Source organism: Rhodovulum euryhalinum, from assembly GCF_004342445.1.
In the GTDB taxonomy this organism is placed as follows: Bacteria; Pseudomonadota; Alphaproteobacteria; order Rhodobacterales; family Rhodobacteraceae; genus Rhodovulum; species Rhodovulum euryhalinum.
In genome coordinates this window covers 26,919-52,656 of the sequence record NZ_SLWW01000008.1, presented here as the reverse complement: position 1 = coordinate 52,656, position 25,738 = coordinate 26,919, and the positions used below count along the sequence as shown (strand labels likewise).

Sequence of the window (25,738 nt, the reverse complement as noted above, 5' to 3'; positions counted from 1 at the left end):
GCGCGCGCGCCCCCTCCTCCCGCCGGCGCCCCCCCCCCGCCCCCCCCCCCCCCCCCCCCCCCCCCCCCCCCCCCCCCCCCCCCACGCCCCCCCCCCCCCCCCCGCCCCCCCGAAACCGGGGCCTTACAGCCGTCCCGCCAGCAGCGGCAGCGTCATCGCCCCGGCATAGTCGCGGGCCTGCGCCAGATAGGCGTCATAGCTCCCGCGCACGGTCGCCACGTCCGGGTTCGCCGCGGTCAGCTCGTCCTGCACCTCTCCCCATGCCCCCTTCAGCGCTGCGATCACGTCGTCGGGGAAGGGCAGGAACCGCACGCCCTGCGCCGTCAGGTCCGCCATGGCGCGCGCGTTGAAATAGTCGAACTGCGCCTGCGCCTCGAGGGCCGCGGCATAGGCGGCGGCCTCGCAGATCGCCTGCAGGTCCGGGGACAGCTCCGCCCAGGCGGCGTCGTTGAACACCACCGCCAGACCCGCGCCCGGTTCGTTGAACGCGGGCACATGGCAGATGTTGGTCAGTTTCTGCAGCCCGAAGGCCTGGTCCAGCATCGGCCCGACCCATTCGGCCGCGTCGATCGCGCCCGATTGCAGCGCCTGGAAGATCTCGGGCGGCGGCATCAGCACCGCGTTCACGCCGAGCTTGCGGTAGATCTCGCCGCCCAGCCCGGCGATGCGCATGTTCAGCCCAGACAGGTCCGCGACCGAGCCGATCTCGCGCTTGAACCAGCCGCCCGACTGGGTGTTGGAATTGCCCGAGTAGAAGGGTTTCAGCCCCCGCTGGGCATAGATCGCGTCCCAGATCTCCTGCCCGCCGCCCCAGCGGAGCCAGGCGAAATGCTCGTTCGAGGTCATCCCGAAGGGCACGCCCGTGAACCAGTGCAGCGCGGGGTTCTTGCCCGCCGCATAATAGGTCGGCCCGTGCCCCACCGGCGCGTTTCCGGCCTGCACCGCGTCCTCGACGCCGAAGGGCGGCACCAGTTCGCCCGCGCCGTAGATCGTGAAGCTCAGCCGCCCGTCCGACATCGCGGCGACGCGGGCGGCGAAGGTCTGCACGTTGGTCCCCACGCCCGGCGCGTTCTTCGGAAACGCGGTGGGCAGGTTCCAGGTGATCCTGCCCTGCGCGATGGCGGGACTTGCGAGCGCGCCGGCGGCGGTCACGCCCGCGCCGGTCTTGAGGAATCGTCTGCGGTCCATCTCGGTCCTCGTGTGTCTCAGCGGAAAATCAGGTCCGGCAGCCAGGTGGCCAGCCCGGGCACGGCGATCAGAACCCCAAGCGCGGCCAACTGCAACAGGACAAAGGGGACGACGCCGCGATAGGTGTCGAGCGTGGTGATGTCGGGCGGCGCGACCGAGCGGAAGTAGAACAGCGCGAATCCGAAGGGCGGCGTCAGGAACGAGGTTTGCAGGTTCATCGCGATCAGGATCGCGAACCACACCGGCGAGATGTCGGTGCCCAGGATCGGCGGGCCCAGCAGCGGGACCACGATATAGATGATCTCGACCGCCTCGAGGAGGAAGCCCATCAGGAAGATCAGCGCCATCACCAGCGCGATCGCGCCGTAGGTGCCGCCCGGCAGCGCGGCCATCCACGCCTCGACCAGGTGGTCGCCGCCGAAGCCGCGGAACACCAGCGACAACAGCGAGGCCGCGACCACGATGCCGAAGACCATCCCCGAGATGCGCACCGTGTCCGCCATCGCGCCCTGCAACAGGCCGACACGCCAGAGCCGCCCCCCGGCCCAGAGCGTGCCCGCCCCGATCAGCGCCGCGGCGGCCAGCGCGGCGATCCCGGCCGCACTGCCCGGTGCCGCCCGCCCCATCCCGGCCATGCCCAGGCCCACCAGCACCAGCGCGGCAAGCCCTGCCGCGGCGATCAGCCAGCGCCCCGCGCGCAGGGGTTCGGCCGCATGGGCGGCCAGCAGGGCCGCACCGACCGCGCCCAACCCCGCGGCCTCGGTCGTGGTGGCGACACCCGCAAGGATCGAGCCCAGCACCGCAAGGATCAGCAGGACCGGCGGCAGGAAGGTGAACAGCACCTCGCCCGCGGGAACCGGGTCGCGCGGGGACGGGGCGGGGCCGGGCGCGGGTTTCAGCCGCAGCGCCACGTAGACGGCGTAAAAGGCCACCAGCACCAGCCCGGGGATCAGCGCGCCGGCGAAGAGATCGCCCACCGACACCGCGTCGGGGGCGAAATTGCCCGCCCGTTGCTGCGCCTCCAGGTAGACATTGCCGATCTGGTCGCCCAGAAGGACGAGAACGATCGAGGGCGGGATCACCTGGCCCAGCGTTCCCGAGGCGCAGATCAGCCCCGCCGCCAGCCGCTTGTCGACCCCGGCTTTCCGCATCGCGGGCAGGCCGATCAGCACCAGCATGACAACGGTCGCCCCGATGATGCCGGTCGAGGCCGCGATCAGCGTGGAAAAGGCCAGCACGCTCAGCGCCATGCCCCGGGCCGACCCGCCGGTCATCCGCGCCAGCACGCCCAGCATCCGCTCGGCCAGCCGGGCGCGCTCCAGCAGCACCCCCATCAGGATGAACAGCGGTACCGCCATCAGCAGGCGGTTCGACATCACGCCCCAGACCCGCGCCGGGAAGAAGTTGAGAAAGGCGAGGTCGAAGACCCCGAAGGCCGCGCCGATCAGCGCGGTCACCAGCGGCACGCCCGCGATCGCCAGCATCGCCGGGATGCCGCTGAGGATGCCCGCGAACAGGCCAAGGCCCATCGCCAGCAGGAACCCCTCGGCCCCGGTCATTCGCCCGCCCTCGGCCCGAGAACCTGCGCCACGCCTTGCAGGATCATCATCGCCGCGGCCACCGGCAGCGCCGTCTTGACGAGGTAGAGCCCGCCCAGGCCCCCGGTTTCCACCGATCCCTCGCGGATCGACCAGGCATAGGCGAGGTCGGGCCAGAACGCGCGGATCAGCAGCCCGAAGACGGGGACCAGGAACAGCACCAGCGCGACCGCGTCGGCCGTGCGCAGATAGGTCCGCGGCAACCGCTCGGACAACACCTCGACCCGGACATGGCCGCCGCGCGCCAACGTCACCGGCAGGCTGAAGGCCATGAGCACCGCAAAGGCATAGCCGGCCGCGTCCTGCAACTGGATGAAGCCCGCGCCAAAGCCGTAGCGCAGCACCACGATCGCCAGCACCGCGCCCGTCAGGAACAGCCCCGCGGCGACGCACAGCGCCAGCGCCGCGCGGTCGAGCCAGCGGCAGAGCACAAGAAAGGCGGAAAGGGCGCGCGGCATCTGCATGGGCGGGGCCTTGCCACAGCCGTGCGATGGGCGCAATCGTGCCTTGCGCCGATTGGCGCTGGCCCATGGCAGGCCATGCGCTATGCTGCGCCGCAGCAAGAAGGAGATCGCCATGGCAGATCGGATCGTCGTCCTCGGGGGCGGCTTCGGGGGCATGTATGCGGCCCGCGCGCTGAAGACACGGCTGGGCAAGGCGGCCGAGATCGAACTGATCAATGCCGACAACTACTTCGTCTTCCAGCCCCTTTTGCCCGAGGTCGGAGCGGGGTCGATCACGCCCGGCCACGCGGTCTCGCCGCTGCGGTTCCTGCTGAAGGGTGTGTTCGTGCGCAAGGCGGTGGTCGACAGTGTCGATTTCGACCGCCGCATCGTCACCGTGTTCCAGGGCATCCAGCGCCGTCCGACCGAGGTGCCCTATGACCACCTGGTGATAGCGCTGGGGCAAGGGGTGGACCTGTCCCGCATGCCGGGTCTGGAAGAGCACGCGCTGAAGATGAAGGGGCTGGAGGATGCAAGGCGCCTGCGTGAGCATGTGATCGAACAACTGGAACATGCCCAGGTCAGCCAGGTGCCCGAGACCAAGCGCGGCGCGCTGACCTTCACGGTGATCGGCGGCGGGTTCTCGGGGGTCGAGACCGTGGGCGAGATGAAGGAACTGATCGACCGGTCACTGAAGTTCTATCCCAAGATCGACCCCGCCGAAGTGCGGGTGATGCTGGTGGAATTCGCCCCCCGCATCCTGAACGAGATGCCCGAGCGGCTGGCGCGCTATGCCGCCGATCACCTGACCCGCCACGGGGTCGAGTTGAAGCTGAACACCGGGGTGGCCAGCGCCACCGGCACGCAGCTTGTCACCACCACCGGCGAGGTGATCGACACCCGCACCATCGTCGCGACCATCGGCAACGCGCCGCTGCCGGTGGTCGCCCGCATGGGTCTGCCCAGCCAGCATGGCCGGATCGCGGTCGATCGCATGCTGCGGGTCAAGGGGCATGACAATGTCTGGGCGCTGGGCGACTGCGCGCTGATCCCGCTGAAGGAGAGTGCCGAGGCCCGCGGCGATTTCGCGCCGCCGACCGCGCAGTTCGCCGTGCGCGAGGCCAAGCGCATCGCCCGGAACATCGCGGCCGCCGTGCGGGGCAAGCCGGTGCAGCCCTTTGCCTATCGCTCGCGCGGGGCGCTGGCCTCGCTGGGGGCGCATCGGGGCGTGGCCGAGGTGTTCGGGGTGCAACTGACCGGCTTTCCGGCCTGGGTCCTGTGGCGGTCCTATTACCTGGCGCTGCTGCCGGGGATGGGCACGCGGATCAAGGTGATGGTGAACTGGACGATGGACATGCTGGGCGCGCGCAGCGTGGTGCAGATCCGGGCCCTGCCGCGCGCGCCGATGCGCTATGTCCATTTCCGCGCCGGTGATCTGGTCTACGAGGCCGGGCACCGGTCCGACGGGTTCTATTCGGTCATCTCGGGCGCGGTCGAGATGGAGCGGACAGATCCCGAAACCGGCCAGCACCATGTGCGCCGCATCGGCCCGGGCGGGCATTTCGGCGAGCGGCTGATCCTCGGCGCGACGCGGCGCAAGACCACCGTGCGCGCGGTCGAGGATACCCGCATGCTGGTGCTGAACCGCGAGGAGTTCCTGATGCTGGCCGAGGGCTTCCCCGCCCTGCGCGAGTATTTCCGTCCCTATATGGAGGCCCGCGGCGCCGAGTGGCCGCCCAGGAGCGGTTGACCCCTCAGAGCGCCGCGATCAGCCGCGCGGCGCTTTCCACGCCGTCGATCACCGGCACCGGCAGCGTGGCGCGCAGATGCCCGGTCAGCCGCGCCATGCCCGCGCAGCCCGGGATTATGGCCCTGATCCCGTCCTCGGCCACGGCGCGCTGCGCCTCTTCGGCGATGCGCGCGCAGGCCGCGTCGGGATCTTCCTCCAGCGCCAGCACCGGCACCTCGCTGGCGCGCACCCGGGCCAGCATGGGACCAAAGCCGTAGGTCCGGATATTGCCCTCGATGATCGGGACGGACACGGCCAGCGTGGTCACGACCGAGAACCGCCAGCCGCGCAGGGCGGCCACGTGGAACGCCGCCTGCCCGATGCCAAGGACGGGGCAGGCCGCCCGGCGCCGCGCCTCGTCCAGCCCGGTATCGTCGAAGCAGCCGATCACGATGCCCCGCGCGCCCCGATCGCTGGCCCGCACGACCAGGTCCAGCAAGGGGCCGGTGGCCGCCTCGCCATCCGCCGCGCCCTGGATCGCGGGCGGGCCGTTCATTGAGGTCCAGCCCTCGAAGACGGCGCGGGGCATCGCGGTTTCGGCCGCGGCGAGGATGGAATTGGTCATCGCCGCGGTCGAGTTGGGGTTGATGATGACATAGCTCATGCCGCTCAGACCATGCCCTGCCCGGCATCCGAGCCGGCCCGCGACCGGCGCCGGTTCAGCGCCCAGACGGTCAGCAGGAAGACCGCGATCACCAGGAAGGAAAACACCGTCGTCAGCGTGCCGAGCGCAAAGATCACCGGGGTCGTCACGTTGGTGGTCATGCCGTAGATCTCCAGCGGCAGGGTGTTGTAGCTGCCCGCGGTCAGCAGGGTGCGGGCGAACTCGTCGTAGGACAGGGTAAAGCCGAACAGCGCCACGCCGATCAGCGAGGGCGCGATGATCGGCAGCACGACGTGGCGGATCGTCTGCCAGGGGCTGGCGCCCTGGTCGCGCGCGGCCTCTTCATAGCTCTTGTCGAAGCGGTTGAAGACCGCGAACATGATCAGCAGGCCGAAGGGCAGGGTCCATGTCAGTTGCGACCCGAACCCGGAACTGGCCCAATGCACGTCCAGCCCCGACTGGCTGAAGATCAGCCCCACCCCCAGCGACACCAGGATCGAGGGGATCACCAGCGAGGTGATGACAAGGTAGAACAGCACGCCCGAGCCCGCGAACCGCTTGCGGAAGGCAAGCCCGCCCATGACCGAGACCACGACCGTGGTGACCATCACCATCAGCCCCAGGGTGAAGGACCGTCCGAAACTGCCCCAGATGTCGCCCACCGCCTGCTGTTCGAACAGGTCGCGGAACCAGTGCAGCGAGACGCCCCGCATCGGGAAGGTCAGGCCCCCGGTCGGCCCCTGGAAGCTGAGGATGCCGATGGTGATGATCGGCCCGTAGAGGAACAGCAGGAACAGCCCGAAGACGGCGGCCAGCACATAGAAGGCGCGGGAACGCTTTTCCATCGTCAAAGCTCCTTCCGGATGTCGACGAAGCGCAACAGGATCGCGATCACGATCAGCACCGTGACCAGCAGCACCACCGCCGTCGCCGCCGCCGAGGGGTATTGCAGCAGGCCGATGTCATTGGAAATCAGCCGGCCGACATTCGCCGATTGCGACCCCGACATGAAGCGCACGGTGATGAAATCGCCCATCACCAGCGTGACCACGAAGATCGACCCGATCATGATCCCCGGCTTGCACAGCGGGATGATCACGTTGGTCAGCGTCTGGAAACCGGTCGCCCCCGCGTCATAGGCGGCCTCGATCAGCGAGCGGTCGATCCGCATCATGGTGTTGAAGATCGGCACCACCATGAACAGCGTGTAGAGGTGGACAAAGGCCAGGATCACCGAGAAATCCGAGAACAAGAGCCAGTCCAGCGGTTCGTCGATCACCCCCCAGGAGATCAGCGTGGAATTGGCGATGCCGTTGCGGCCCAGGAACGGGATCCAGGAAATCATCCGGATGATGTTCGAGGTCCAGAACGGGATCGTGCAGAGCAGGAACAGCGCGATCTGCCAGGTCAGGCTGCGCACATGGAAAGCCAGGAAATAGGCGACGGTAAAGCCGATCACGAGGGTGAAGGCCCAGGTGATCGCCGCATACTTGAAGGTGTTCAGGAACACCGAATAGGTCACGGGTGACCCGAACAGGAATTCGTAATTGTCGAACTGGAACGCCGGGTAGATCGAGAATTCCGTGGCACCCCAGAAGCTGACGATCACGATCATCGCGATCGGCAGCACCAGGAACAGGCCCAGCACCAGCGCCAGCGGCGAGGCGAGCAGCCAGCCCGTCAGATGTCGGTTCTTGCGCAGCGTTGCCATGGCACATCCTGTTCCGGAGGAAGGCCCCTTCCCGCGGACGGGAAGGGGCAACAGGCCAGAGGGCGCAAGGGTCAGAAGCCCCGTCCGGCCCGGTGGCTGTCACGCCGTCAGGCGGCGATGAACTCGTTCCACTTGCGGACCATGTACTGGTTCTCGTCCATCACCGCGTTCCAGCAGGCCACGGCACCCATCCGGTCCTGGAACGATCCGCCGTCGCGGGTCTCGCCCGCCTGCGCCATGGCCTGGCCCTGCGGGTTGGTGATGGTGTCGGTGGCGGGCTTGCCCTCGAACCAGTAGCCCCATTCGTTCTCGGTCATGAAGTTCTTGGACGTCTCTGGCACCGCCGAGTAATAGCCCTGCCGCATCAGGAAGCCGCCGACCCAGCCCGAGAGATACCAGTTGATGTACTCATAGGCCGCATCCAGCGCGAGACCCGACAGGTTCGCGGACAGCCCGATCCCGCCGCCCCAGGACCGATAGCCCTCCTTCAGCGGCTGGTAGACGCAGGGGATGCCGCGCGACTTGACGGCCGTGATCGCGGGCGACCACATCGACTGGATCACCACCTCGCCCGAGGCCATCAGGTTCACGCTTTCGTCGAAGGTCTTCCAGAAGGCGCGGAACTGGCCCGCCTTCTTGGCCTCGGTGAAGATCGCCATGGTCTTGTCGATCTCTTCCCGGGTCATGTTGCCCTTGTCGCCGTACTGCACCTCGCCCATCGCCTCGCAGACCATCGCGGCGTCCATGATGCCGATCGAGCTGATATCCAGGATCGAGGCCTTGCCCTTGAACTCGGGGTTCAGCAGTTCCGTCCAGCTTTCGATCGGCCGGCCGATCAGGTCGGGGCGGATGCCCAGCGTGTCGGCGTTGTAGATCGTCGGGATCAGCGTCATCCAGCCCGATTCCTCGGCCACGAAATCGGTGCCGCCGGGGCCGGAGGTGAAGCCCACGGTATGGGGCGCGGTGCCCTGCGCGATGGTCGAGTCGGGGGTCAGCTTGCCGTCGCGGAAGATGCCCACGATCTTGTCGTAGTTGGCAATTTTCGAGGTATCCATCGCCTGAAGGTTGCCGGTGGGCCAGACCTTCTTGCAGATCCAGTATTCGATATCGGCGATGTCGAAGGACTTGGGCTGGGTCGCGGCGCGCTGGGTCACGGCGTCGCTGTCCAGCGCGGTCATCTCCAGCGTGAAGCCCAGATCCTCCTTCACCTTCTGCGCCACCTCGTTGAGGTTGCTGACACCCGTGCCGAACTGGCGCAGCGTGATGTCCTTGATGTTCTGCGCCCAGATCATCGGCGCGGGGAAGGCGCTGGCGGCGACGCCTGCGGCGGCCCCCTTCAGCAGGCTGCGGCGGCTGAGGCCGGCGGCGGTCTTGTCGGTCATTCGTGGTCTCCCGTGTTGGACGTGAATTGTGTCAGGCGGACAGGGCGTGCAGGTTCTGTTCGTCCCAGCTCAGCCCCACGCCGTCGCCGGGCTGGATGGGTTTGGCGAAATACCGGTCCTCGGGCAGGACGGCGGTGATTTCCTGGTCGCCGGCGCACAGCAACGTCAGCGCGACGCTGGCGCCCTGGTACTCGATGCCGGTCACCCGGCCGTCGATCTGGCCCGCTTGCGGCGCGGTCACCGTCACCTGGTCCGAGCGGATCGCGAAATGGCCGCGGGGCAGGGCGATCACGTTGTGCCCCCCCATGAAGCGGGCGACGAATTCGGTTCTGGGCGCGTTGAACACCTCGCGCGCGGGCCCGGCCTGTTCGATCCGGGCCTTGTTCATCACCACGATCTCGTCGGCCAGCGCCAGCGCCTCGTCCTGGCCGTGGGTCACGTGGACGAAGGTGATGCCAAGTTCGCGTTGCAGCCGTTTCAATTCGCCGCGCATGCGGATGCGCAGGAACGGGTCAAGCGCCGAGAGCGGCTCGTCCAGCAGCAGCACCTGCGGATCGGTGATCAGCGCGCGGGCCAGCGCCACGCGCTGTTGCTGGCCGCCCGAAAGCTGCGCGGGCAGGCGCCCGGCGAATTCGGTCATGTGGACCAGATCCAGCATCTCGCCGGCCTTGCGGCGGCGCGTGTCGCGGTCGACCCCCTTCATCTTGAGGCTGAAGGCCACGTTGTCGATCACCGACAGGTGCGGGAACAGCGCGTAGTTCTGGAACATCATCGCGGTGCCGCGGCGCGCGGGCGGCAGCTGCGAGATGTCGTGCCCGGCCAGGACGATGGCGCCGTCGCTCACCTCTTCGTGGCCCGCGATCATCCGCAGCGTCGAGGACTTGCCGCAGCCCGAGGGGCCCAGCAGGCAGGTATAGCTGCCCGCGTGGAACAGGTGGTGGATACTGTCCACCGCCACGGTCTGGCCGTAGCGCTTGGTCAGGGCGACGAGTTCAAGATCGAGGTCTGTCCGCATGCCTGTTTCCCCAGCAGCCGTCCCCACGTTTCGCCCGGACCCGGCCCGAGGGAATGCGCCGCAGCGCGGCCGGACGCGGATTCCGTCGAACTGCCCAAGGATTGAGCAGGCGTGAACAGAGTTGTCTCACGATCAATCATCTATTGTATACGATCTTGTTGCCGCCCGGATCGGATTTTTCCGAATCTTGAGAAGCGGCGAGAGTTCCGCCAGAACGGGCCCGGATACGGAGTGCTGGTGTGAACGAGGTCAGGACCATTGCCGGAAAGAACGGACGGCGCGCGCCCCGCGCCCGCGAGGTGGCCGACAGCCTGACCCGTGCGATCCATGAACACCGCCTGGGACCCGGCATGAAGCTGAGCGAGGACGAGGTGGGCGAGATCTTCGGCGTCAGCCGGACCATCGTGCGCGCCGCGCTCCAGCAGCTTTCCCACGACCAGCTGGTGATGATCGAGCCGCACCGCGGCGCCTTCGTCGCGCAGCCTTCGGTGCGCGAGGCGCGCGAGGTGTTCGAGGCGCGCGCGCTGCTGGAACCGCGTACTGCCCGGTCCGCGGCCGAGCGTGCCACGCCCGCGGACATCGCGATCCTGCGCCGCCACATCGCCGAGGAACACGCGGCGCTGGCCGAAGGGCGCGACGGGCAGGCGCTGCGCCTTTCGGGGCAGTTTCACCTGGATATCGCGCGGATCGCCGACCAGGCCACCATCGCCGAGTTCATCGGGCAACTGGTGTCGCGTTCCTCGCTGGTGATCGCGCTGTACTGGCGGCGCCGCAATGCGCTGTGCGAAAGCCACGCCCATGACGCGTTGGTCAAGGCGCTGGCCGAGGGCGACGGGCCCCTGGCCGAAGACCTGATGAAGGGGCACCTGCTGGACCTGCTGTCCTCGCTCGACCTGCGCGAGGCACCGGCCCAGCCGCGTTCACTGAAGGAGGCGCTGGGCGGCGAATGAAGATGCGGCAGATGACCCGGGACGAGCTTGACCGCGTTCTTGGCTGGGCGGCGGACGAGGGCTGGAACCCGGGGCTGGAGGATGCCGGCCCGTTCCACGCCACCGACCCCGCGGGGTTCTTTGTGGCCGAGGCGGACGGACAGGTGGTCGCCGCGATCTCGGTGGTGAACCACACCGATGCGGTGGCCTTTCTGGGGCTTTACATCTGCCACCCCGACCATCGCGGGCGGGGGATCGGCCATGCGCTGTGGCGCCACGCACTGGACCATGCCGGGACGCGTACCGTGGGTCTGGACGGGGTGGCGGCGCAGCAGGCCAACTACGCCAGGTCCGGCTTTGCGCGGGCCGGCTGCACGACGCGCCACGCGGGCGTCCTGCCCGGCGCGTTCCATGCCGGGATCGGTCCGGCGGCGGCGCGCGACCGGCCCGCGCTGATCGCGCTGGAGGCGCGCGCGACGGGCTATGAAAAGCCGCGTTTCCTGGGCGCCTGGCTGGCCGATACGTCGACGCGCAAGACACTGGTTGCGCGCAAGGATGGCGAGATCGCGGGCCTTGTCACCGTCCGCACATGCCGCGAGGGGGTCAAGATCGGCCCGCTGGTCGCCCGGACCGAGCCCGTCGCCGCGGCGCTGATCGAGGCGGCGGGCGTCCTGGCCGGAGAGGCCCGCGCGATGATCGACGTGCCCGAGGGTGACCGCTGGCTTGCCGCCCATTGCGCGGCCCTGGGCCTGTCACCGGTTTTCGAGACCGCCCGGATGTACAAGGGGCCTGCGCCGGTGGGGGGCGGCGTGGTCTCGGCGGTGGCGACGCTGGAACTGGGCTAGGGGGCGGGTTTCGCCCCGGCTGACGCCGGGGCGACCGGCCGGGGGCTCTGCCCGTCGCCATTGTCGCTTGGACCAATGGCGCGCCAATGGCTACCCTTGGAGTATTTGGACCAAGAAGAAGGGCGGATACGCGCTGCGGCCCTACTCCGCCCGCGCCATCTGCCGGGCGGTGCCGATCTCGCGATACCATGCGACGATCCGGGCGCGCTCGGCCTGCTCGATCATCATGATGTTGCCGGGGGGCATGGCATGGGTGACGCCCGCCTGCAGGTAGATACGTTTGGCCTCGGCCGCGATCTCGGCATCGGTTTCAAGCTGTACCCGTTTCGGCGCGGTGGCCAGCCCGGGCCAGAGCGGCTCGGCCGCGTGGCACATCGCGCAGCGGGTGGCCACGATCTCGCGCACCTCGTCGAAGCCTGCGGCGGCGACGGCGGGCGCGAGGTGGGCGGGCAGGGCGGCCTCTTCGGCGGGTTCTGCGGTTGTGAGCATTGGCGCGGCCGACAGCGCCACGATCGCGAGGAACACCGCCGCGGTGGCGCCCCAGGTCCAGTTCGGGCGGCCCTGGCGGGCGTGCATCGTGTTGAAATAGTGCCGGATCGTGACGCCCATCAGGAAGACGAGGCTGGCGATGATCCAGTTGTAGTCGGTGGCGAAGGCCAGCGGGTAGTGGTTCGACAGCATCAGGAAGATCACCGGCAGCGTCAGGTAGTTGTTGTGCATCGACCGCAGCTTGGCGATTTCCCCGTATTTCGGGTCCGGGGTGCGGCCGGCCTTGAGGTCGGCCACCACCACGCGCTGGTTCGGCATGATGACGAGGAAGACGTTGGCCACCATGATCGTGCCGGTGAAGGCGCCGAGGTGCAAAAGCGCCGCGCGCCCCGTGAAGACCTGGGTGTAAGCCCATGACATCGAGACCAGAATGGCGAAGAGGATCAGCATGAGCGTGGTGGGCTGCTTGCCCAGCGGACTGCGGCAGAGCAGGTCGTAGAGCACCCAGCCCAGCGCCAGCGAGGCGGCCGAGATGGCGATCGCTTGCCACTGCGTCAGCTCCATCCTGGTGTAGTCGATGAGGTAAAGCTCGGCGCCGACCCAGTAGACCAGCGCCAGCAGCGCGAAGCCCGAGATCCAGGTCCAGTAGGCCTCCCATTTGAACCAGGTCAGGTGCTCGGGCATGTGGTCGGGGGCCACGGTGTATTTCCGGATGTGGTAGAAGCCGCCGCCATGCACCTGCCATTCCTCGCCGAGAACGCCCCGGGGCATGTTGGCGGCCTTCGTCAGGCCGAGGTCGAGCGCGATGAAATAGAAGGACGAGCCGATCCAGGCGATGCCGGTGATGACATGCAGCCAGCGGACGGCGAATTCCAGCCAGTCGAGGATCATCGCGGTGTCGAACATCTCGGGTCTCCTTGCGGTCCTTCGGGCAAGCTATACGGGCCCCGGGCTTTCTGATAATTCCTGAAACCGCCGATCAGTTTCAAAAAGACCCGAACAATCCGGCCATGACCAGTCTCAACAATATCCGCATGTTCGTGCGCGTCTACGAACTGGAGAACATGTCGGCGGCGGCGCGCGATCTGCAGGTGTCGGCGGCGGTGGCCTCCTCGCGCATTGCCGAACTGGAGCGGCACCTGGGGATCCGGCTGTTCACCCGCACCACGCGGTCGATCCAGCCCACGGAACAGGGGCGGATCTACTATCCCAAGGCGGTGAAGGTGCTGGAGGCGCTGGAAGAGGCCGAGGCGGCGGTGCACGAGGTGACGCTGAACCCGCGAGGCTCGATCTTCGTCTCGGCGCCCCTGGGGGTGGGGCGGCGGCTGATCGCGCCCAACGTGACGCAGTTCCACGAGAAGTACCCCGACGTGCATGTGCGGTTGCGGCTGTCCGACCGCCGGGTGGATGTCACGGGCGAAGGGCTGGACGTCAGTTTCGCGCTGGGCGATCTGCCGGATTCGGGGCTGCGGGTGCGGATGCTGGGCGATTGCCCGCGGGTGCTGTGCGCGGCACCCGCCTATGTCGCGCGCCGGGGCATGCCGCGGACGGGGGCGGACCTGGTGGCCGAGGCGCATGACTGCCTGCTGTTGCGCTTTCCCGGCTCGACCGAATTCCGCTGGACCCTGCGCACGCCCGAGGGGGCGCAGAAGTTCGACGTGAAGGGGCCCTATGCCTGCGACGATGGCGATGTGCTGACCGAATGGGCGCTGGACGGGCGCGGGATCGTGATGAAGCCGGTGTTCGACGTGGCCGAGCACCTGGCCTCGGGCGCGTTGGTGCCGGTCTGCGAATCGACCCCGCCCCCCGACGCGCACCTGGCCTGCCTGTTCCCGCACAAGCGCAACCAGGACCCGAAAAGCCGCCTGTTCATCGAGTTCATGGCCGACCGGATCAAGGCCGCGTTGCGCGCGCGCGAGCAGGTCTATCAGCTGCCGCGGTAGGTCGAATAGCCGTAGGGCGAGAGCAGCAGCGGCACGTGGTAGTGGTCGGCCTCGGCCATGGTGAACCGAAGCGGGATCACGTCGAGGAAATCGGCGGCCAGACCAATCCCGCGCAGGTAGTCGCCCGCATGGAACACCAGTTCATAGGTGCCGGGCGCGAAGTCGCCCTGCGGCAGGATCGGCGCATCGGTCCGTCCGTCGGCATTGGTGCGCGTCTCGGCCAGCCGCGTCCGGGCCTCGCCCGCCAGCCGGAAAAGCTCGATCCGCAGCCCCTCGGCCGGGCAGCCGCGGGCGGTGTCGAGCACATGGGTCGTGAGATATCCGGGCACGCTGCGCCTCCTTTGCCGTTTTCCCGGTCATGCCCGAGCCTGTCGGCAGTATAAACGCCCCGTGGCCCGAAACACTTTCAGGATTTCCTTGAAAGACGCCGCGGGTCTTATTGGATTATGCGAAAGTGATGCGTTCCGGAGGACCGATGAACAGATATCCGCGCGATCTCAGGGGATACGGGGCCACGCCCCCCGATCCGAAATGGCCGGGCGGCGCGAAACTCGCCCTGCAATTCGTCATCAACTACGAGGAGGGCGGCGAGAACTGCATCCTCCATGGCGACGAGGCCTCCGAGGCCTTCCTGTCCGAGATCGTCGGCGCGCAGGCGTGGCAGGGCCAGCGCCACTGGAACATGGAGACGATCTACGACTACGGCGCGCGGGCGGGGTTCTGGCGGCTGCATCGCCTGTTCACCGAACGCGCGATGCCGGTCACGGTCTACGGCGTCGCCACCGCGCTGGCGCGCGGGCCCGAACAGGTCGCGGCGATGCAGGCGGCGGGCTGGGAGATCGCCAGTCACGGGCTGAAATGGATCGAGTACAAGGACTCTTCCGAGGCCGCCGAGCGCGCCGATATCGACGAGGCGAAGCGCCTGCACCAGGCCGTCACCGGCGAGGCCCCGCGCGGCTGGTATACCGGGCGCTGCTCGATGAACACCGTGCGCCTGATCGCGGAAGATGGCGGTTTCGATTACGTGGCAGACAGTTACGCCGACGAGTTGCCATTCTGGATGAGGTTTGGAAGCCGCCACCAGCTGGTCGTGCCCTATACGCTGGACGCCAACGACATGCGGTTCGCCACGCCGCAGGGCTTCAACTCGGGCGACCAGTTCTTCGCCTATCTCAAGGACAGTTTCGATCTGCTGCTGGAGGAAGGTCGGGCGGGGGCGCCCAGGATGATGTCGGTGGGCCTGCATTGCCGTCTGGTCGGGCGGCCGGGCCGGGCGCAGTCGCTGCGGCGGTTTCTGGATTACGTGGCGGGGCATGACGACGTGTGGATCGCCCGCCGCATCGACATCGCGCGCCACTGGGCCGCGACCCATCCGCCAACCGCGTGGGAGCGCCCCTCCGGGATGGACCGCGAGACCTTTGTCGCGCGGTTCGGCGGCGTGTTCGAACATTCGCCCTGGATCGCGGAAAAGGCGCACGGGCTGGAACTGGGTCCGGCGCATGACTGCGCGGCGGGCCTGCACAACGCGCTGGCCCGCGTGTTCCGCCTGGCCGACGCCGAGGACCGGCTGACGGTGCTCAAGGCCCACCCGGATCTGGCCGGGAAACTGGCGCAGGCGAAACGGCTGACCGCCGAATCGACCGCCGAGCAGGCCTCGGCCGGGCTGGACGCGCTGACCGATGCCGAGCGCGCGCGGTTCGAGGACCTGAACGCCCTCTACACGGGCCGCTTCGGCTTTCCCTTCATCATCGCGGTCCGCGACCACGACAAGGCCTCGATCCTCGCCGCCTTCGAGCGGCGGCTCGGGAACGACGCCGAGGCCGAGTTCGCCGAGGCCTGCGCCCAGGTCGAACGGATCGCCCTTCACCGCCTGAAAGAGATGCTGCCCGAATGACCCATCCGACCTATTTCGCGCCCCGCGGCGGCCTGCCGGGACAGGAGGCGTTGCACACCCAGCGCGCCGTCTTCACCGAGGCCTATGCGGTCATCCCGCGCGGCGTGATGCGCGATATCGTGACCTCGGCGCTGCCGTTCTGGGAGGGCACGCGCGCCTGGATCATCGCGCGGCCCATGACCGGCTTTTCGGAAACCTTTGCCCATTACGTGATGGAGGTGGCGCCGGGCGGCGGCAGCGACCGGCCCGAGCCCGACGCAAGCGCGCAGGCGGTGATCTTCGTCACCGAGGGCGCCGTCGAGATCGCCTTCGACGAGATCGCCCATCTGGTCGAGGCGGGCGGCTATGCCTACCTGCCGCCCGGGTGCGGCTGGCGGCTGCGCGCCCTGGGCGAGGCCCCGGCGCGATTCCATTGGGTGCGCAAGCGGTATCACGCGGTCGAGGGGATCGACGCGCCCGAGCCCCTGTTCGCCAGCGACACCGACACCGACCCCGTCGCCATGCCCGGCACGGACGGGCGCTGGGCCACCACGCGGTTCGTGGACCCGGACGACCTGCGCCACGACATGCATGTGAACATCGTCACGCTGCAGCCCGGCGCCTCGATCCCTTTCGAGGAAACCCACGTGATGGAGCACGGGCTCTACGTGCTGGAGGGCAAGGCCGTCTACCGGCTGAACCGCGACTGGGTCGAGGTCGAGGCGGGCGACTACATGTGGCTGCGCGCGTTCTGCCCGCAGGCCTGTTACGCGGGCGGGCCGGGGCGGTTCCGCTACCTGCTTTACAAGGACGTGAACCGCCACCCGGCGCTCGCGCCGCTCGGATGAGCGTGCTGGCGGCCCGCCCCCTGACCGCAGAGGCCTTCGCGCCCTTCGGCGAGGTGATCGAGACCGGCGGCGCCTTCGTCACGATCAACGAGGGGTTCTGCCGCCGGTTCACCGACCTTGCCACGCTCGATATCGTGGACGGCCGCCCCGGGCTCAGCCTCTTTCAGGCCGAGATCCGGGCGCTGCCCTACGACTGTACGCTGCTGGAACGCCACCCGCTGGGCTCGCAGTGCTTCATTCCGATGCAGGGCAGCCGATTTCTGGTCATTGTCGCGGCAGATGCGGGCGGGGCGCCGGGAACGCCCCTGGCCTTCGTTGCCGGGGATCACCAATGCGTGAACATCGCACGGAACACCTGGCATGGCGTTCTGTGCCCGATTGCCGGCTCCGGCCTCTTTGCGGTCCTCGACCGCATCGGTGCGGGAGGAAACCTGGAGGAGCACCGCCTGAGCCGGCCCATCCGGGTCACCGCCTGACCGCGGCGACCCCCATAACAGGGAGAAGACCATGGCAGACAGTTCCCTCGGAACGCCGGAACAGCTGCGCGATCCGAACTATATGCCCGCGCTGCACAAGGCTGTGCCGCTCGGCATCCAGCACGTGCTGGCGATGTTCGTCTCGAACGTGACGCCCGCGATCATCGTGGCGGGCGCGGCGGGCTTCGGCTTCGGGTCGGACGCGGGCGCGCAGGGCTTTCCGGACATGACCTACATGATCCAGATGTCGATGCTGTTCGCCGGGATCGCCACGCTGTTCCAGACCATCGGCATGGGCCCCGTCGGCGCGCGGCTGCCGATCGTGCAGGGCACGTCCTTCGCCTTCATCCCGATCATGATCCCGCTGGTGGCAGGCAAGGGCGTGGACGCCTTGCCTGCGCTGTTCACCGGCGTCTTCCTCGGCGGGCTCTTTCACGCGCTGCTCGGGACGGTGATCGGCCGGATCCGGTTCGCGCTGCCGCCGCTTGTCACCGGGCTTGTCATCACCATGATCGGGCTCGCGCTGGTCAAGGTCGGCATCCAGTATGCCGCGGGCGGGGTTCCGGCGATGGACAAGCCGGAATACGGCAGCCTGCTGAACTGGTCGGCGGCGCTGGTCGTTGTCTTCGTCACGCTGGGGCTCAAGTTCTATGCGCGCGGGCTGATCTCGGTGTCGGCGGTCGCGGTCGGCATCCTGGCGGGCTATCTCTATGCGCTTGTAATGGGCATGGTGACGGTCGACGGCATCGCCACGAGCTTTGGCCGCGCCGCGCCCCTGGAACTGCCCCTGCCGTTCAAGTACGGCTTCGAGTTCTCGATCGCCGCGGTGATCGGGTTCTGCCTCATGGCCTTCGTCTCGGCGGTGGAAACCGTGGGCGACGTCTCGGGGATCTGCAAGGGCGGCGCAGGCCGCGAGGCGAGCGACCGTGAGATCGCAGGGGCGACCTATGCCGACGGTCTGGGCACCGCGGTGGCGGGCGCGTTCGGCGCGTTGCCCAACACGTCCTTCAGCCAGAATGTCGGGCTGATCGCCATGACCGGCGTGATGAGCCGCCACGTGGTGACCATCGGCGCGCTCTTCCTGATCGTCTGCGGGCTGGTGCCCAAGGTCGGCGCGATCATCAGCACGATCCCGATCGAGGTGCTGGGCGGCGGCGTGATCGTGATGTTCGGCATGGTGGTCGCGGCGGGCATCTCGATGCTGTCGGATGTGAACTGGAACCGGCGCAACATGGTGATCTTCGCCATCGCGCTGTCGGTCGGGCTGGGCCTGCAACTGGAACCAAGGGCGGTGCAGTACCTGCCCGAGACGCTGGGAATCCTGATGACCAGCGGCATCCTGCCGGCCGCCGTCATCGCCATCGTGCTGAACCTCGTCCTGCCCGAGGAGCTGGCCTCGGAGGCGACCGAGGAGGTCTCGGGCGGCATGGCCGGGCACGGGCGGGGCAGCCTGCGCGCCGACTAGAACCCCGGACGGGCGGCCCGGTTTCAGCCGCCCGCGTCCACCGCAGCCCGGCAGATGGCGGGCGACCGGGCCCGGGCGATGTGCTAGGCTCGGCCCGGTCCATGTAACGAGGGGGAAGGGGGCGGCGCATGAACTGGAAAGCGATCGCCGCGCTGGGCGCGGTCGCCGCCCTGGGCATCGGCGGCTACGTCCTGTTCGGCTATGTCGGCGCGACGCGGTCGGCCACGATCGGCAAGATCCTTGCCGACAACGGGTTCACCGAGTTCAAGCCGCCCACGCAAAGCGCGCTGCCCGGCACGCTGGTGCTGGTCACCGGAACCGATCCGGTCGCGCTGGGCGTGGTCTGCCGCCCGGAGCAGGCGCTGGGACTGACGCTGGCCGAAATCCCGGTCTCGCCTTCGGCCTCCAGCGATCTGTCGGCGGTCCTGAACCGCACCCTCGTTTTGGATGCGGGGCTGCTTGCGCGGCTCAAGGCGGGGGGCAAGCTTGCGGGGGTGCGCGACATCCGGATCACGCTGACCAACGTGCGGGTCCTGGAATTGTCCGACGACGACGTGATTCGCCGCATCGCGAACCGTGATCCGGCCTGCGCCCAGGCGGTGCGGATGCGTCTCGACGCGGGCCAGCCGCTGACCATGATCAAGGCCGCGCTGATGGCCGACGTGACCTATACCGCGACCAGCCGGACCGATGCCGATGGCGAGGTGTCGCTTGACCTGCGCGAGGAACTGGCCGCCTCGCTGAAATCCAGCGTCACGGCCAGCGATGGTGGCACGATCACGCTGGCCGGGCAGGATCTGGTCTGGGGCATCCGCGATGACCAGGTGCTGGCGATGCTGGGCAGCGTGCTGTCCGCGACCGGCACGGAATCGGCCGGATTGGAGGAACGTCCCCTGCTGGCCGGGGGCGCGGTGGTCGAGAGCTTCGCGCCGGTCGACTGAGCGCGGTCCGCGCGTGGCTGTTGACAAGACGCCCTTCGTGGCGCGATGGTTAACAACAGGTTTTATTTAGCGATTGCGCCCTGTTGTCGGCTGGACCCTTGACAGTGGGAGGCCGCCTTGACGCACTTTCTTCTGGTTCGCAGCCTGGCCATGGCGCTGATCCTGAGCCTGTGTTCCGTTGTCGGGGCGGCGACAGCGCGCGCCGAGGGGGCGCTGACGCTTACCGTCGAGGACATCAAGCGCATCTCGCCGAAGGCGCAGGACGTCTATGCCGAGGCGATGGTCGCGGCCGCCGCCGAGTTCGAGGCCGCGGGGATCACCACGCCGCTGCGGATGGCGCATTTCATGGCCCAGGTGATGACCGAGACCGGCGGGCTGGGCCGGCTCGACGAGAACATGAACTATTCCTACGAGACGCTGCTCAGGGTCTTCAGCCGCCGCACCATCTCCGAACCGAAGGCCCGCGAGATCGCCCGCAAGCCGCGCGAGATCGCGAACTGGGTCTACGGCGCGCGGCTGGGAAACCGGGGCCGCGACACCGAGGACGGCTGGAGCTATCGCGGCTCGGGCTTCATCCAGTTGACGGGGCGGGCGAACTTCCGCGCCCGTGGCGCCGAGATCGGGCTGCCGCTGGAGGATGACCCGGAACTGGCACGGCAGGCGCAGGAGGGGCTGAAGGCGGCCATCGCCTACTGGACCGCGCGGGGCATCAACGCCGCCGCCGACGACCATGACCGGCTGCGGGTGCGCAAGCTGGTGAACGGACCGGCCGCCCATGGCTACGAGCAATCCAAGGTCTGGTTCAACCGCGCCTGGACCCAGGTCTTCCAGGGCAAAGAGGCGCTGGGCTTCGAAGGGGCGGTGGGGCTGGCCGAGGCCACGACCGGGGCCGCCGACGAGAGCGCGCTGTTCGAGGATATCCTGGAACGCTCGGGCGTTCTTCCCGGCGATCTGGGGGCCACCGAGGCCGACCAGGCCACACGGGCCGACGCGCTCAGGGCCTATCAGCGCGAACTGGGCCTGTCCGAGACCGGCGTGCTGGACGAGGCCACGCGGGACGCGCTGCTCGATCCGCGCGAATGGCGCCACGAGGACGAGGGTGCCGAGCCGCTTGCCGCAATATCGGACCCTGAGGCCACCGTCGGCTTCGATATGGGCGGCGGTACCGGGACGGAATCGGGGGCGGTGCTGCTGATGCCGTCCGAGGGCACGGGCGCGATGGTTGCCGAGGCCGCGATGCCGCGCGACATCGTGGATGCGCTGTCGGACGCCTCGGCGATGTATTCCGAATACGAGATGGGCGGCCGCTCGGTCACGCCCGAATCCTGGGTGCCGTTCTCGGTGATCGGCGAGGATGACCGGGTCGCGGTCAACGACACCACGACCTTTCCCGACCGTGCCATCGTCCAGATCCTCTTCGACAACGGGTTCGGCGGCACCAGCCTTTGCTCGGGCACGATGGTCTCGGCCGACACGGTGCTGACCGCGGCCCATTGCATCCACAGCGGCACCCTGTCCGGGCGGGCCTATTCCGCCTACCGCGTCTTGCCCGGCCGAAACCGCGCCGTGACGCCCTTTGGCGAATGTGGCGTGCGGCGCGCCTTTGTCCTTCAGGGCTGGACCGGGTCGCTCAACGCCGAGGAGGCGCGCTATTACGACCTCGGGGCGCTGAAGCTCGACTGCCGGGTGGGCGAGGCGACGGGCTGGGCCGGGGTGCGGATCATGGATGTCTCCGAGGTGGGGGAGGCGACCATCGTGCAGGGCTATGCCGCCGACATGGCGCCGCCGGGGCGGCAATGGGTCAGCACGGACAGCCTGCGTATTCTCTGGGATCTCAAGGGGTTCTACCTGAACGACACCTATGGCGGCACCAGTGGCTCGCCGGTCTTCCTGGGCGACGACCGGACCACCATCGTGGGCGTGCATACCAACGGGCTGCACGGCGAAGAACCCTGGGCAAGCCACAACGCCTTCACCCGGATCACGCCCGAACGGATGCAGCGCATCAGCCAATGGATCGCGGAGTAGAGCCCATGAGGAAACCGGTCCTGGGTACCGTGCGGCGGGGCGCACTCTGCGCCGCCGTCGGGGCAGGATGTTTGGCGGCACCGGCCCATGCCATCGAGGACACCATCGTCTACGTCGAATGTACCGCCACGGATGGCACCACCCGGCGCGGCACCGGTGTCGTCGTCAGTCCCGAGGGCCATGTGCTCACCGCGAAACACGTGGTCCCGGACGGGGCGGATTGCCGCGGCAAGATTGGCGTGGCCGATTCCAACAATGCCGAGCGGATGATCCTGCAACCCTTCGCGGCCGGCGTCGACGCGGCCCTGCTGCGCTTTGCGCGCCAGGGGGACTATGCCTTTGCGGGCTATTGCGAACTGGAGCCGTGGATGGTGCGCAAGCGCATCGTCGTGGCGGGGTTCCCCGGTGGCAGCCGCACCGGCGTGCCGTCCTATCGCGAGGGCATCCTCTCGACCGTGGTGCCCACCGCGCAGGGCGTGCTCGAGACCGACGGGCAGACCGTCGCGGGCATGAGCGGCGGCCCGGTCTTTTCGCGCAACCTTGCCGGGCTGGTGGGCACGGTGGTCGGCGCCGATTTCGCGCGCGACGGCACGGTCAGCTATTACGGCATCCTGCCGGCCTCGCTTTACGCGGGCGCCTTCGGCCTGACCCCGGCCGAGCGGCCCTGTTACCACGAATACCGGGAAATCGACCTGACCGACCCCGAAACCGAAGAGTCGATCGCCGTCTGGAGAGCCGGGGACGGTCCAAGGCACCTGGGCGTCTACGAGGACGAAGGGTTCTGTTTCATCGAGGCGATCTGGGGCGAATGGAACCATCCCAGCGACGAGGTCGGCGTCTGGCCGCAGGACGGCGAATACGTCATCAGGGGCGAGAATTTCGGGGGAGGAACCCATGGCGCAACGGCGCGGTGCATCGTCCATGAATGAATCCCCATCGCCGGGCGGCGGGCTTGGCCTGCTGTCCGGGGCCGTGCTGCTGGGAGGGCTGCTGTCCTGGGTGCCGCTGGGGCAGGCCGCCGCGGACGAGATCGCGGATACCGTGGTCTACATCGAATGTACCGATCCCGAGGGCCGCAAGCGGGTGGGGTCGGGCGTGCTGGTCAGCGCCGAGGGCCACGTGCTGACGGCGGCGCATGTCGCGCCAAGGCGCAGCGTGTGCAAGGGCTACCCGGGCGTCGCGGATTCGAACAACGCCCGGGTCATGGTCCTGCAACCCGAAAGCGTGCCGGGCGACTATGACGTGATGCTGCTTAAATTCTCCCAGGATGACGATTATCCGTTCCTGCGGTTCTGTCCCCTCCAGGAGCGGATGATCCGCAAGCGGATCTACGCGGCCGGGTTCCCGAACGGCACGAGAAGCTACAAGCCCTCGTTCCGCGCCGGCATCCTGTCGACGACCGAGACCACGCCCGATGGCATCATCGAGACCGACAGCCTGCTCGCCCAGGGCATGAGCGGCGGCCCGGTTCTGGCCGATGACGAGAAAAGCCTGATCGGCATCGTCTCGGGCGTCGAGACCAACCGGATCGGAGAGCCCGACTATTACGGCATCACCCCGATCGCGGCGATCACCTCGACCGCCTTCCGGCTGACCGAGAACACCGAGGGCTGCTACCCGGACCGCCTGAGCCCGGCCGAGATCGAGGCCCGCCTCGACGAGATGTCCGGCAAACTGGATGCGCTGGGCCAGCAGGTCGCCGAGCTGAAGGACCGCTCGGCCGAGCTGGAACAGTCGATGACCCTGGTCTGGAGCACGTTGAACACGCTGAGCGACGCGTTCATCGGGGGCATGACGGTGTCGCGGACGACCGTCGAAAGCCTTGCCGGCAAGATCGAGTTCGTCGAGCGGCTTGTGGACAAGCTCGAAGGCCTGAACATGGAGCTGCCGGAAACCGATCCCAGCCTCGAACGGACGCTGGCCGCGGCGCTCGAGGGACCGCCGATCCGGCAGACGCTGGACGTGATCTATGAAGAACTGGCCAAGCCGATCTGGCGGTTCTCGGCCAGGATCGAGGGCGGCTGGGAGATGATGGCGCTGGCCTACGAACGCCAGATATCGGCGCCGATCTTCAGCCAGTCGCTGCGGTTCTGCCTGACGCCGATGTTCATGCCGGCGGTCGGCAGCGACGCGACCCTGGCGGAATCGCCCAAGGTCAAGGATTTCTACACCCTTCTCGACGACCGGTTCCGCACCAACCCCGCGATCGTGCGCACCTGCCAGTCGATCGAGCACGCCCCGCTGGCCGGCCGCGCCGCCGAGGCGCGGTCCGGCGGCGGTTCCGGGGGCGAGGCCCCGCGCTCGCTGTCGAGCAGCGGGCAATACATCCATCTTTTCCCGGACAGCAGCGTGCAGCAGCACTTCTTTGCCGCCGAGGCACGGCGCGAGGCGGGCGAGCTCGAACCGTGGAACGGCTGGTATTACCTGCAGGTCGTCAAGGAGACCGTGGCGCCGGGCAATGGCGGCGAAATCACTCCCGAAATCGTGCTGCGCGCGATCATCGACGCCACGCTCGACGAGGATGAGGGCTATGAAAGCCAGGTGATCCTGCCGTGCAAGGTCTACAGCGCGGGCATCGGCGGGCAGGGCGGCGACATGCTGGCCCTCGACCCGGCGCGGCAAATGAGCGACCTTCTAAGCTCGGAGAACCCGAGGCTGGAGCAGAACGAGACATGCTATTCCGACCCCTCATAGCGGCCGCGCTGGCCGCGGCGATCGCCGCGCCCGTCCCCGCCCAGGAACGCGCGGCCGAAGCGCCCCCCTCGGCCGAGGCGGATGCGGTCTTCTCGCTGCGCAACGTGGAAAGCCTTGCCTTCGATTCCGGGCGGGACGGGCTGTTCGCCATTGCCGACGGCCGGCTGATGCACTGGTCGCTGTTCCCGCTGACGCTGAAGGCAAGCCTTCAGCTCGACACGCTGGCCTCGGATCTTGCGGTCAGCCCGCGCGGCGCGCTGTTCCTGGCGGGGCAGCGCTGGAACCCTGACAGCCTGCTGCTGCTGGGCGGCAGCATCCTTGCCTTCCCGGTCGATTCCGAGGCCGGCATCAAGGATTGGGTGCGGCTTTACATGGTGCCGGACAACGCGGTCGGCATCAGCCAGTTCTCTTCGGTCGATTTCGACGACTCGGGCCGGGCCTATTTCGGCAGCCCCGTGTCCTTTTTGCTGCTCGTCCTCCCCGACGATCTGGCGGAAGTCGTGCCCGGGACCGAGCGGCGCACCTTCGAACTCAGTTGCGGGGCCTCGGCCCAGCTTTCGGTGTTCGAGGCCGAGGACCAGGTATTCTATTTCTCGTCGACGATCGAAGGCGCGGCGCTGGAATTCGGCCGAATGGCGGGGCCGGACGAAAAGGCGCCGCGCGCCGAATGTTTCCGCGTGGCCAACATCTACGAACAGAAGGCCTCGCCCGCGACCTTCTACTCGGTGCGCCACGCGGTGATCACGCGCCCCGCCGCCGAGGCGGACGGTGCGCCCTCGCGCGGGGTGCTGGTGCTTGAGCCGAACAATGGCCGGCTCTATTTCTTCGAGGTCGGTGTCGCGGGTGGCGAACTGCTGATCTCGCGCGCCCGCTCGACCGAGATCGACCTGGCCCAGCTTGGCGCGGCCGAGGGCGAGAGCCGGACGGGCAGCTTCGGGCTGCTCGCGGCCAGCGGCGACGGAACCGAGATCTACGTGTCGGGCACGTCGATGCGCCGGGTGTGGCGTTTCGGGGTGGATGCCGGTGGCAAACTGGTGGAGCGTGGCATGTTCGACCTGCCCGCGCCGGCGCAGGCCATCGAGATCGCCGAGGACGGGCGCTATGCCGCCTTCGTGACCGGCGAGAACCGCTTTGGCGCCGAGCGGGTGCTGACGATCCTCGACCATCCCGGCAAGGTCCCCGAGGGGGCGCCGCTGCCCGCCTCGCTGCGGTCGGTGCGGCTGTTGCAGGAATTGCTGAACGCGGCGGGGTTCGATGCGGGGCGCGTCGACGGGATTTTCGGCCCGCGCACGATCGAGGCGGTTCAGGCGTATATCGAGGCACTTGAACGGATGACCAATGGCGATGCGCTGGCGGCCGCCGTGTCGGATCAGGGCGCGGTGCGCGGTGGCGTCAACCTGGACCCGCTGCGCGGGCTGGTCGAAAGCGTGTTTCCGCGCCGCTTTGCCCAGTAGGGCCGGGCGGCGGCGGGGCGTGA

Annotated in this window: 23 protein-coding genes; 13 read left to right on the top strand and 10 right to left on the bottom strand. The window is 68.4% G+C overall.

Translation table 11 applies throughout. From position 1 onward, the window contains the following. Positions 1 to 123: 123 nt before the first annotated feature. From EV655_RS10855 to EV655_RS10845, 3 genes are read right to left on the bottom strand one after another with little or no spacing between them, the layout of a single operon-like run. Positions 124 to 1,188 carry a TRAP transporter substrate-binding protein gene (locus EV655_RS10855; protein ID WP_132544714.1) on the bottom strand — a complete coding sequence of 355 codons (1,065 nt, stop codon included), beginning with the start codon at positions 1,186 to 1,188 and terminating at the stop codon, positions 124 to 126. A 17-nt stretch (positions 1,189 to 1,205) separates the two neighbouring features. Next, the gene (locus tag EV655_RS10850) at positions 1,206 to 2,747 is read right to left on the bottom strand and encodes a TRAP transporter large permease (RefSeq protein ID WP_132544712.1); all 1,542 of its coding nucleotides are present in this window, start codon (positions 2,745 to 2,747) and stop codon (positions 1,206 to 1,208) included. After that, a complete protein-coding gene (locus tag EV655_RS10845) occupies positions 2,744 to 3,250 on the bottom strand; it encodes a TRAP transporter small permease subunit (protein WP_243645054.1) in 507 nt (168 codons plus the stop codon). Before EV655_RS10845 ends, EV655_RS10850 begins: the two co-directional genes overlap by 4 nt. Positions 3,251 to 3,362: 112 nt before the next feature. On the opposite strand from EV655_RS10845, the gene EV655_RS10840 reads away from it, so the two are divergent. After that, positions 3,363 to 4,979 carry an FAD-dependent oxidoreductase gene (locus EV655_RS10840; protein WP_132544710.1) on the top strand — a complete coding sequence of 539 codons (1,617 nt, stop codon included), beginning with the start codon at positions 3,363 to 3,365 and terminating at the stop codon, positions 4,977 to 4,979. A gap of 4 nt (positions 4,980 to 4,983) precedes the next feature. On the opposite strand, the gene EV655_RS10835 is transcribed toward EV655_RS10840, so the two are convergent. From EV655_RS10835 to EV655_RS10815, 5 genes are all read right to left on the bottom strand, one after another. Continuing rightward, complete coding sequence (locus EV655_RS10835) at positions 4,984 to 5,622, bottom strand: aspartate/glutamate racemase family protein (protein WP_132544708.1); 639 nt, start codon at positions 5,620 to 5,622, stop codon at positions 4,984 to 4,986. A gap of 5 nt (positions 5,623 to 5,627) precedes the next feature. Continuing rightward, entirely contained in the window at positions 5,628 to 6,467 is an 840-nt protein-coding gene (locus EV655_RS10830) for an ABC transporter permease (RefSeq protein ID WP_132544706.1), read from the bottom strand. Positions 6,468 to 6,469: 2 nt separating this feature from the next. Then, a complete protein-coding gene (locus EV655_RS10825; protein WP_132544704.1) occupies positions 6,470 to 7,333 on the bottom strand; it encodes an ABC transporter permease in 864 nt (287 codons plus the stop codon). A 107-nt stretch (positions 7,334 to 7,440) separates the two neighbouring features. Continuing rightward, positions 7,441 to 8,715, bottom strand: coding sequence for an ABC transporter substrate-binding protein (locus tag EV655_RS10820; RefSeq protein ID WP_132544702.1), 1,275 nt, complete (start codon positions 8,713 to 8,715; stop codon positions 7,441 to 7,443). Positions 8,716 to 8,746: 31 nt separating this feature from the next. After that, a complete protein-coding gene (locus EV655_RS10815; RefSeq protein ID WP_132544700.1) occupies positions 8,747 to 9,730 on the bottom strand; it encodes an ABC transporter ATP-binding protein in 984 nt (327 codons plus the stop codon). A 257-nt stretch (positions 9,731 to 9,987) separates the two neighbouring features. On the opposite strand from EV655_RS10815, the gene EV655_RS10810 reads away from it, so the two are divergent. Together EV655_RS10810 and EV655_RS10805 are read left to right on the top strand one after the other, a co-directional pair. Further along, the gene (locus EV655_RS10810) at positions 9,988 to 10,680 is read left to right on the top strand and encodes a GntR family transcriptional regulator (protein ID WP_424511315.1); all 693 of its coding nucleotides are present in this window, start codon (positions 9,988 to 9,990) and stop codon (positions 10,678 to 10,680) included. After that, positions 10,677 to 11,504, top strand: coding sequence for a GNAT family N-acetyltransferase (locus EV655_RS10805; protein ID WP_132544696.1), 828 nt, complete (start codon positions 10,677 to 10,679; stop codon positions 11,502 to 11,504). Before EV655_RS10810 ends, EV655_RS10805 begins: the two co-directional genes overlap by 4 nt. A gap of 141 nt (positions 11,505 to 11,645) precedes the next feature. Here the strand turns inward: EV655_RS10805 and EV655_RS10800 are convergent, their stop codons facing one another. Further along, positions 11,646 to 12,899, bottom strand: coding sequence for a urate hydroxylase PuuD (locus EV655_RS10800; RefSeq protein ID WP_132544694.1), 1,254 nt, complete (start codon positions 12,897 to 12,899; stop codon positions 11,646 to 11,648). Positions 12,900 to 13,003: 104 nt separating this feature from the next. Between EV655_RS10800 and EV655_RS10795 the strand changes: the two genes are divergently transcribed. Further along, entirely contained in the window at positions 13,004 to 13,936 is a 933-nt protein-coding gene (locus EV655_RS10795; protein ID WP_132544692.1) for a LysR family transcriptional regulator, read from the top strand. On the opposite strand, the gene uraH is transcribed toward EV655_RS10795, so the two are convergent. Then, on the bottom strand, positions 13,921 to 14,265 hold the full coding sequence (gene uraH, locus EV655_RS10790; RefSeq protein WP_132544690.1) for a hydroxyisourate hydrolase: 345 nt from the start codon (positions 14,263 to 14,265) through the stop codon (positions 13,921 to 13,923). The genes EV655_RS10795 and uraH overlap by 16 nt on opposite strands. Before the next feature lie 146 nt (positions 14,266 to 14,411). Between uraH and puuE the strand changes: the two genes are divergently transcribed. The 9 genes from puuE to EV655_RS10745 all read left to right on the top strand — a co-directional run bounded on the left by puuE (position 14,412) and on the right by EV655_RS10745 (position 25,715). Beyond that, complete coding sequence (gene puuE / locus EV655_RS10785; RefSeq protein WP_132544688.1) at positions 14,412 to 15,830, top strand: allantoinase PuuE; 1,419 nt, start codon at positions 14,412 to 14,414, stop codon at positions 15,828 to 15,830. Continuing rightward, a complete protein-coding gene (locus EV655_RS10780) occupies positions 15,827 to 16,657 on the top strand; it encodes a bifunctional allantoicase/(S)-ureidoglycine aminohydrolase (RefSeq protein ID WP_132544686.1) in 831 nt (276 codons plus the stop codon). Before puuE ends, EV655_RS10780 begins: the two co-directional genes overlap by 4 nt. After that, entirely contained in the window at positions 16,654 to 17,133 is a 480-nt protein-coding gene (locus EV655_RS10775) for an ureidoglycolate lyase (protein ID WP_132544684.1), read from the top strand. Before EV655_RS10780 ends, EV655_RS10775 begins: the two co-directional genes overlap by 4 nt. Before the next feature lie 31 nt (positions 17,134 to 17,164). Next, positions 17,165 to 18,598 (top strand): uracil-xanthine permease family protein, encoded by a 1,434-nt coding sequence (locus EV655_RS10770; RefSeq protein ID WP_132544682.1) that lies wholly within the window; start codon positions 17,165 to 17,167, stop codon positions 18,596 to 18,598. A gap of 128 nt (positions 18,599 to 18,726) precedes the next feature. Continuing rightward, positions 18,727 to 19,539 (top strand): hypothetical protein, encoded by an 813-nt coding sequence (locus EV655_RS10765; protein ID WP_132544680.1) that lies wholly within the window; start codon positions 18,727 to 18,729, stop codon positions 19,537 to 19,539. 117 nt (positions 19,540 to 19,656) lie between these two features. Next, on the top strand, positions 19,657 to 21,567 hold the full coding sequence (locus EV655_RS10760) for a trypsin-like serine protease (protein ID WP_207901954.1): 1,911 nt from the start codon (positions 19,657 to 19,659) through the stop codon (positions 21,565 to 21,567). Positions 21,568 to 21,572: 5 nt separating this feature from the next. Beyond that, the gene (locus EV655_RS10755; protein WP_132544678.1) at positions 21,573 to 22,496 is read left to right on the top strand and encodes a S1 family peptidase; all 924 of its coding nucleotides are present in this window, start codon (positions 21,573 to 21,575) and stop codon (positions 22,494 to 22,496) included. Next, positions 22,489 to 24,261: a S1 family peptidase gene (locus tag EV655_RS10750; RefSeq protein WP_165905325.1), complete on the top strand. Its 1,773-nt coding sequence runs from the start codon at positions 22,489 to 22,491 to the stop codon at positions 24,259 to 24,261. Before EV655_RS10755 ends, EV655_RS10750 begins: the two co-directional genes overlap by 8 nt. Then, the gene (locus EV655_RS10745) at positions 24,240 to 25,715 is read left to right on the top strand and encodes a peptidoglycan-binding domain-containing protein (RefSeq protein WP_207901953.1); all 1,476 of its coding nucleotides are present in this window, start codon (positions 24,240 to 24,242) and stop codon (positions 25,713 to 25,715) included. The genes EV655_RS10750 and EV655_RS10745 overlap by 22 nt, the downstream gene beginning before the upstream one ends. Positions 25,716 to 25,738 lie beyond the last annotated feature (23 nt).

Coding starts and splice junctions, on each gene's coding strand:
- EV655_RS10850 (WP_132544712.1), bottom strand. CDS start 2,747: ATGACCGGGGCCGAGGGGTTCCTGCTGGCGATGGGCCTTGGCCTGTTC.
- EV655_RS10805 (WP_132544696.1), top strand. CDS start 10,677: ATGAAGATGCGGCAGATGACCCGGGACGAGCTTGACCGCGTTCTTGGC.
- EV655_RS10775 (WP_132544684.1), top strand. CDS start 16,654: ATGAGCGTGCTGGCGGCCCGCCCCCTGACCGCAGAGGCCTTCGCGCCC.
- EV655_RS10815 (WP_132544700.1), bottom strand. CDS start 9,730: ATGCGGACAGACCTCGATCTTGAACTCGTCGCCCTGACCAAGCGCTAC.
- EV655_RS10820 (WP_132544702.1), bottom strand. CDS start 8,715: ATGACCGACAAGACCGCCGCCGGCCTCAGCCGCCGCAGCCTGCTGAAG.
- puuE (WP_132544688.1), top strand. CDS start 14,412: ATGAACAGATATCCGCGCGATCTCAGGGGATACGGGGCCACGCCCCCC.
- EV655_RS10830 (WP_132544706.1), bottom strand. CDS start 6,467: ATGGAAAAGCGTTCCCGCGCCTTCTATGTGCTGGCCGCCGTCTTCGGG.
- EV655_RS10800 (WP_132544694.1), bottom strand. CDS start 12,899: ATGTTCGACACCGCGATGATCCTCGACTGGCTGGAATTCGCCGTCCGC.
- EV655_RS10825 (WP_132544704.1), bottom strand. CDS start 7,333: ATGGCAACGCTGCGCAAGAACCGACATCTGACGGGCTGGCTGCTCGCC.
- EV655_RS10780 (WP_132544686.1), top strand. CDS start 15,827: ATGACCCATCCGACCTATTTCGCGCCCCGCGGCGGCCTGCCGGGACAG.
- EV655_RS10795 (WP_132544692.1), top strand. CDS start 13,004: ATGACCAGTCTCAACAATATCCGCATGTTCGTGCGCGTCTACGAACTG.
- EV655_RS10855 (WP_132544714.1), bottom strand. CDS start 1,188: ATGGACCGCAGACGATTCCTCAAGACCGGCGCGGGCGTGACCGCCGCC.
- EV655_RS10835 (WP_132544708.1), bottom strand. CDS start 5,622: ATGAGCTATGTCATCATCAACCCCAACTCGACCGCGGCGATGACCAAT.
- EV655_RS10845 (WP_243645054.1), bottom strand. CDS start 3,250: ATGCAGATGCCGCGCGCCCTTTCCGCCTTTCTTGTGCTCTGCCGCTGG.
- EV655_RS10765 (WP_132544680.1), top strand. CDS start 18,727: ATGAACTGGAAAGCGATCGCCGCGCTGGGCGCGGTCGCCGCCCTGGGC.
- EV655_RS10750 (WP_165905325.1), top strand. CDS start 22,489: ATGAATGAATCCCCATCGCCGGGCGGCGGGCTTGGCCTGCTGTCCGGG.
- EV655_RS10745 (WP_207901953.1), top strand. CDS start 24,240: ATGCTATTCCGACCCCTCATAGCGGCCGCGCTGGCCGCGGCGATCGCC.
- EV655_RS10770 (WP_132544682.1), top strand. CDS start 17,165: ATGGCAGACAGTTCCCTCGGAACGCCGGAACAGCTGCGCGATCCGAAC.
- EV655_RS10755 (WP_132544678.1), top strand. CDS start 21,573: ATGAGGAAACCGGTCCTGGGTACCGTGCGGCGGGGCGCACTCTGCGCC.
- EV655_RS10840 (WP_132544710.1), top strand. CDS start 3,363: ATGGCAGATCGGATCGTCGTCCTCGGGGGCGGCTTCGGGGGCATGTAT.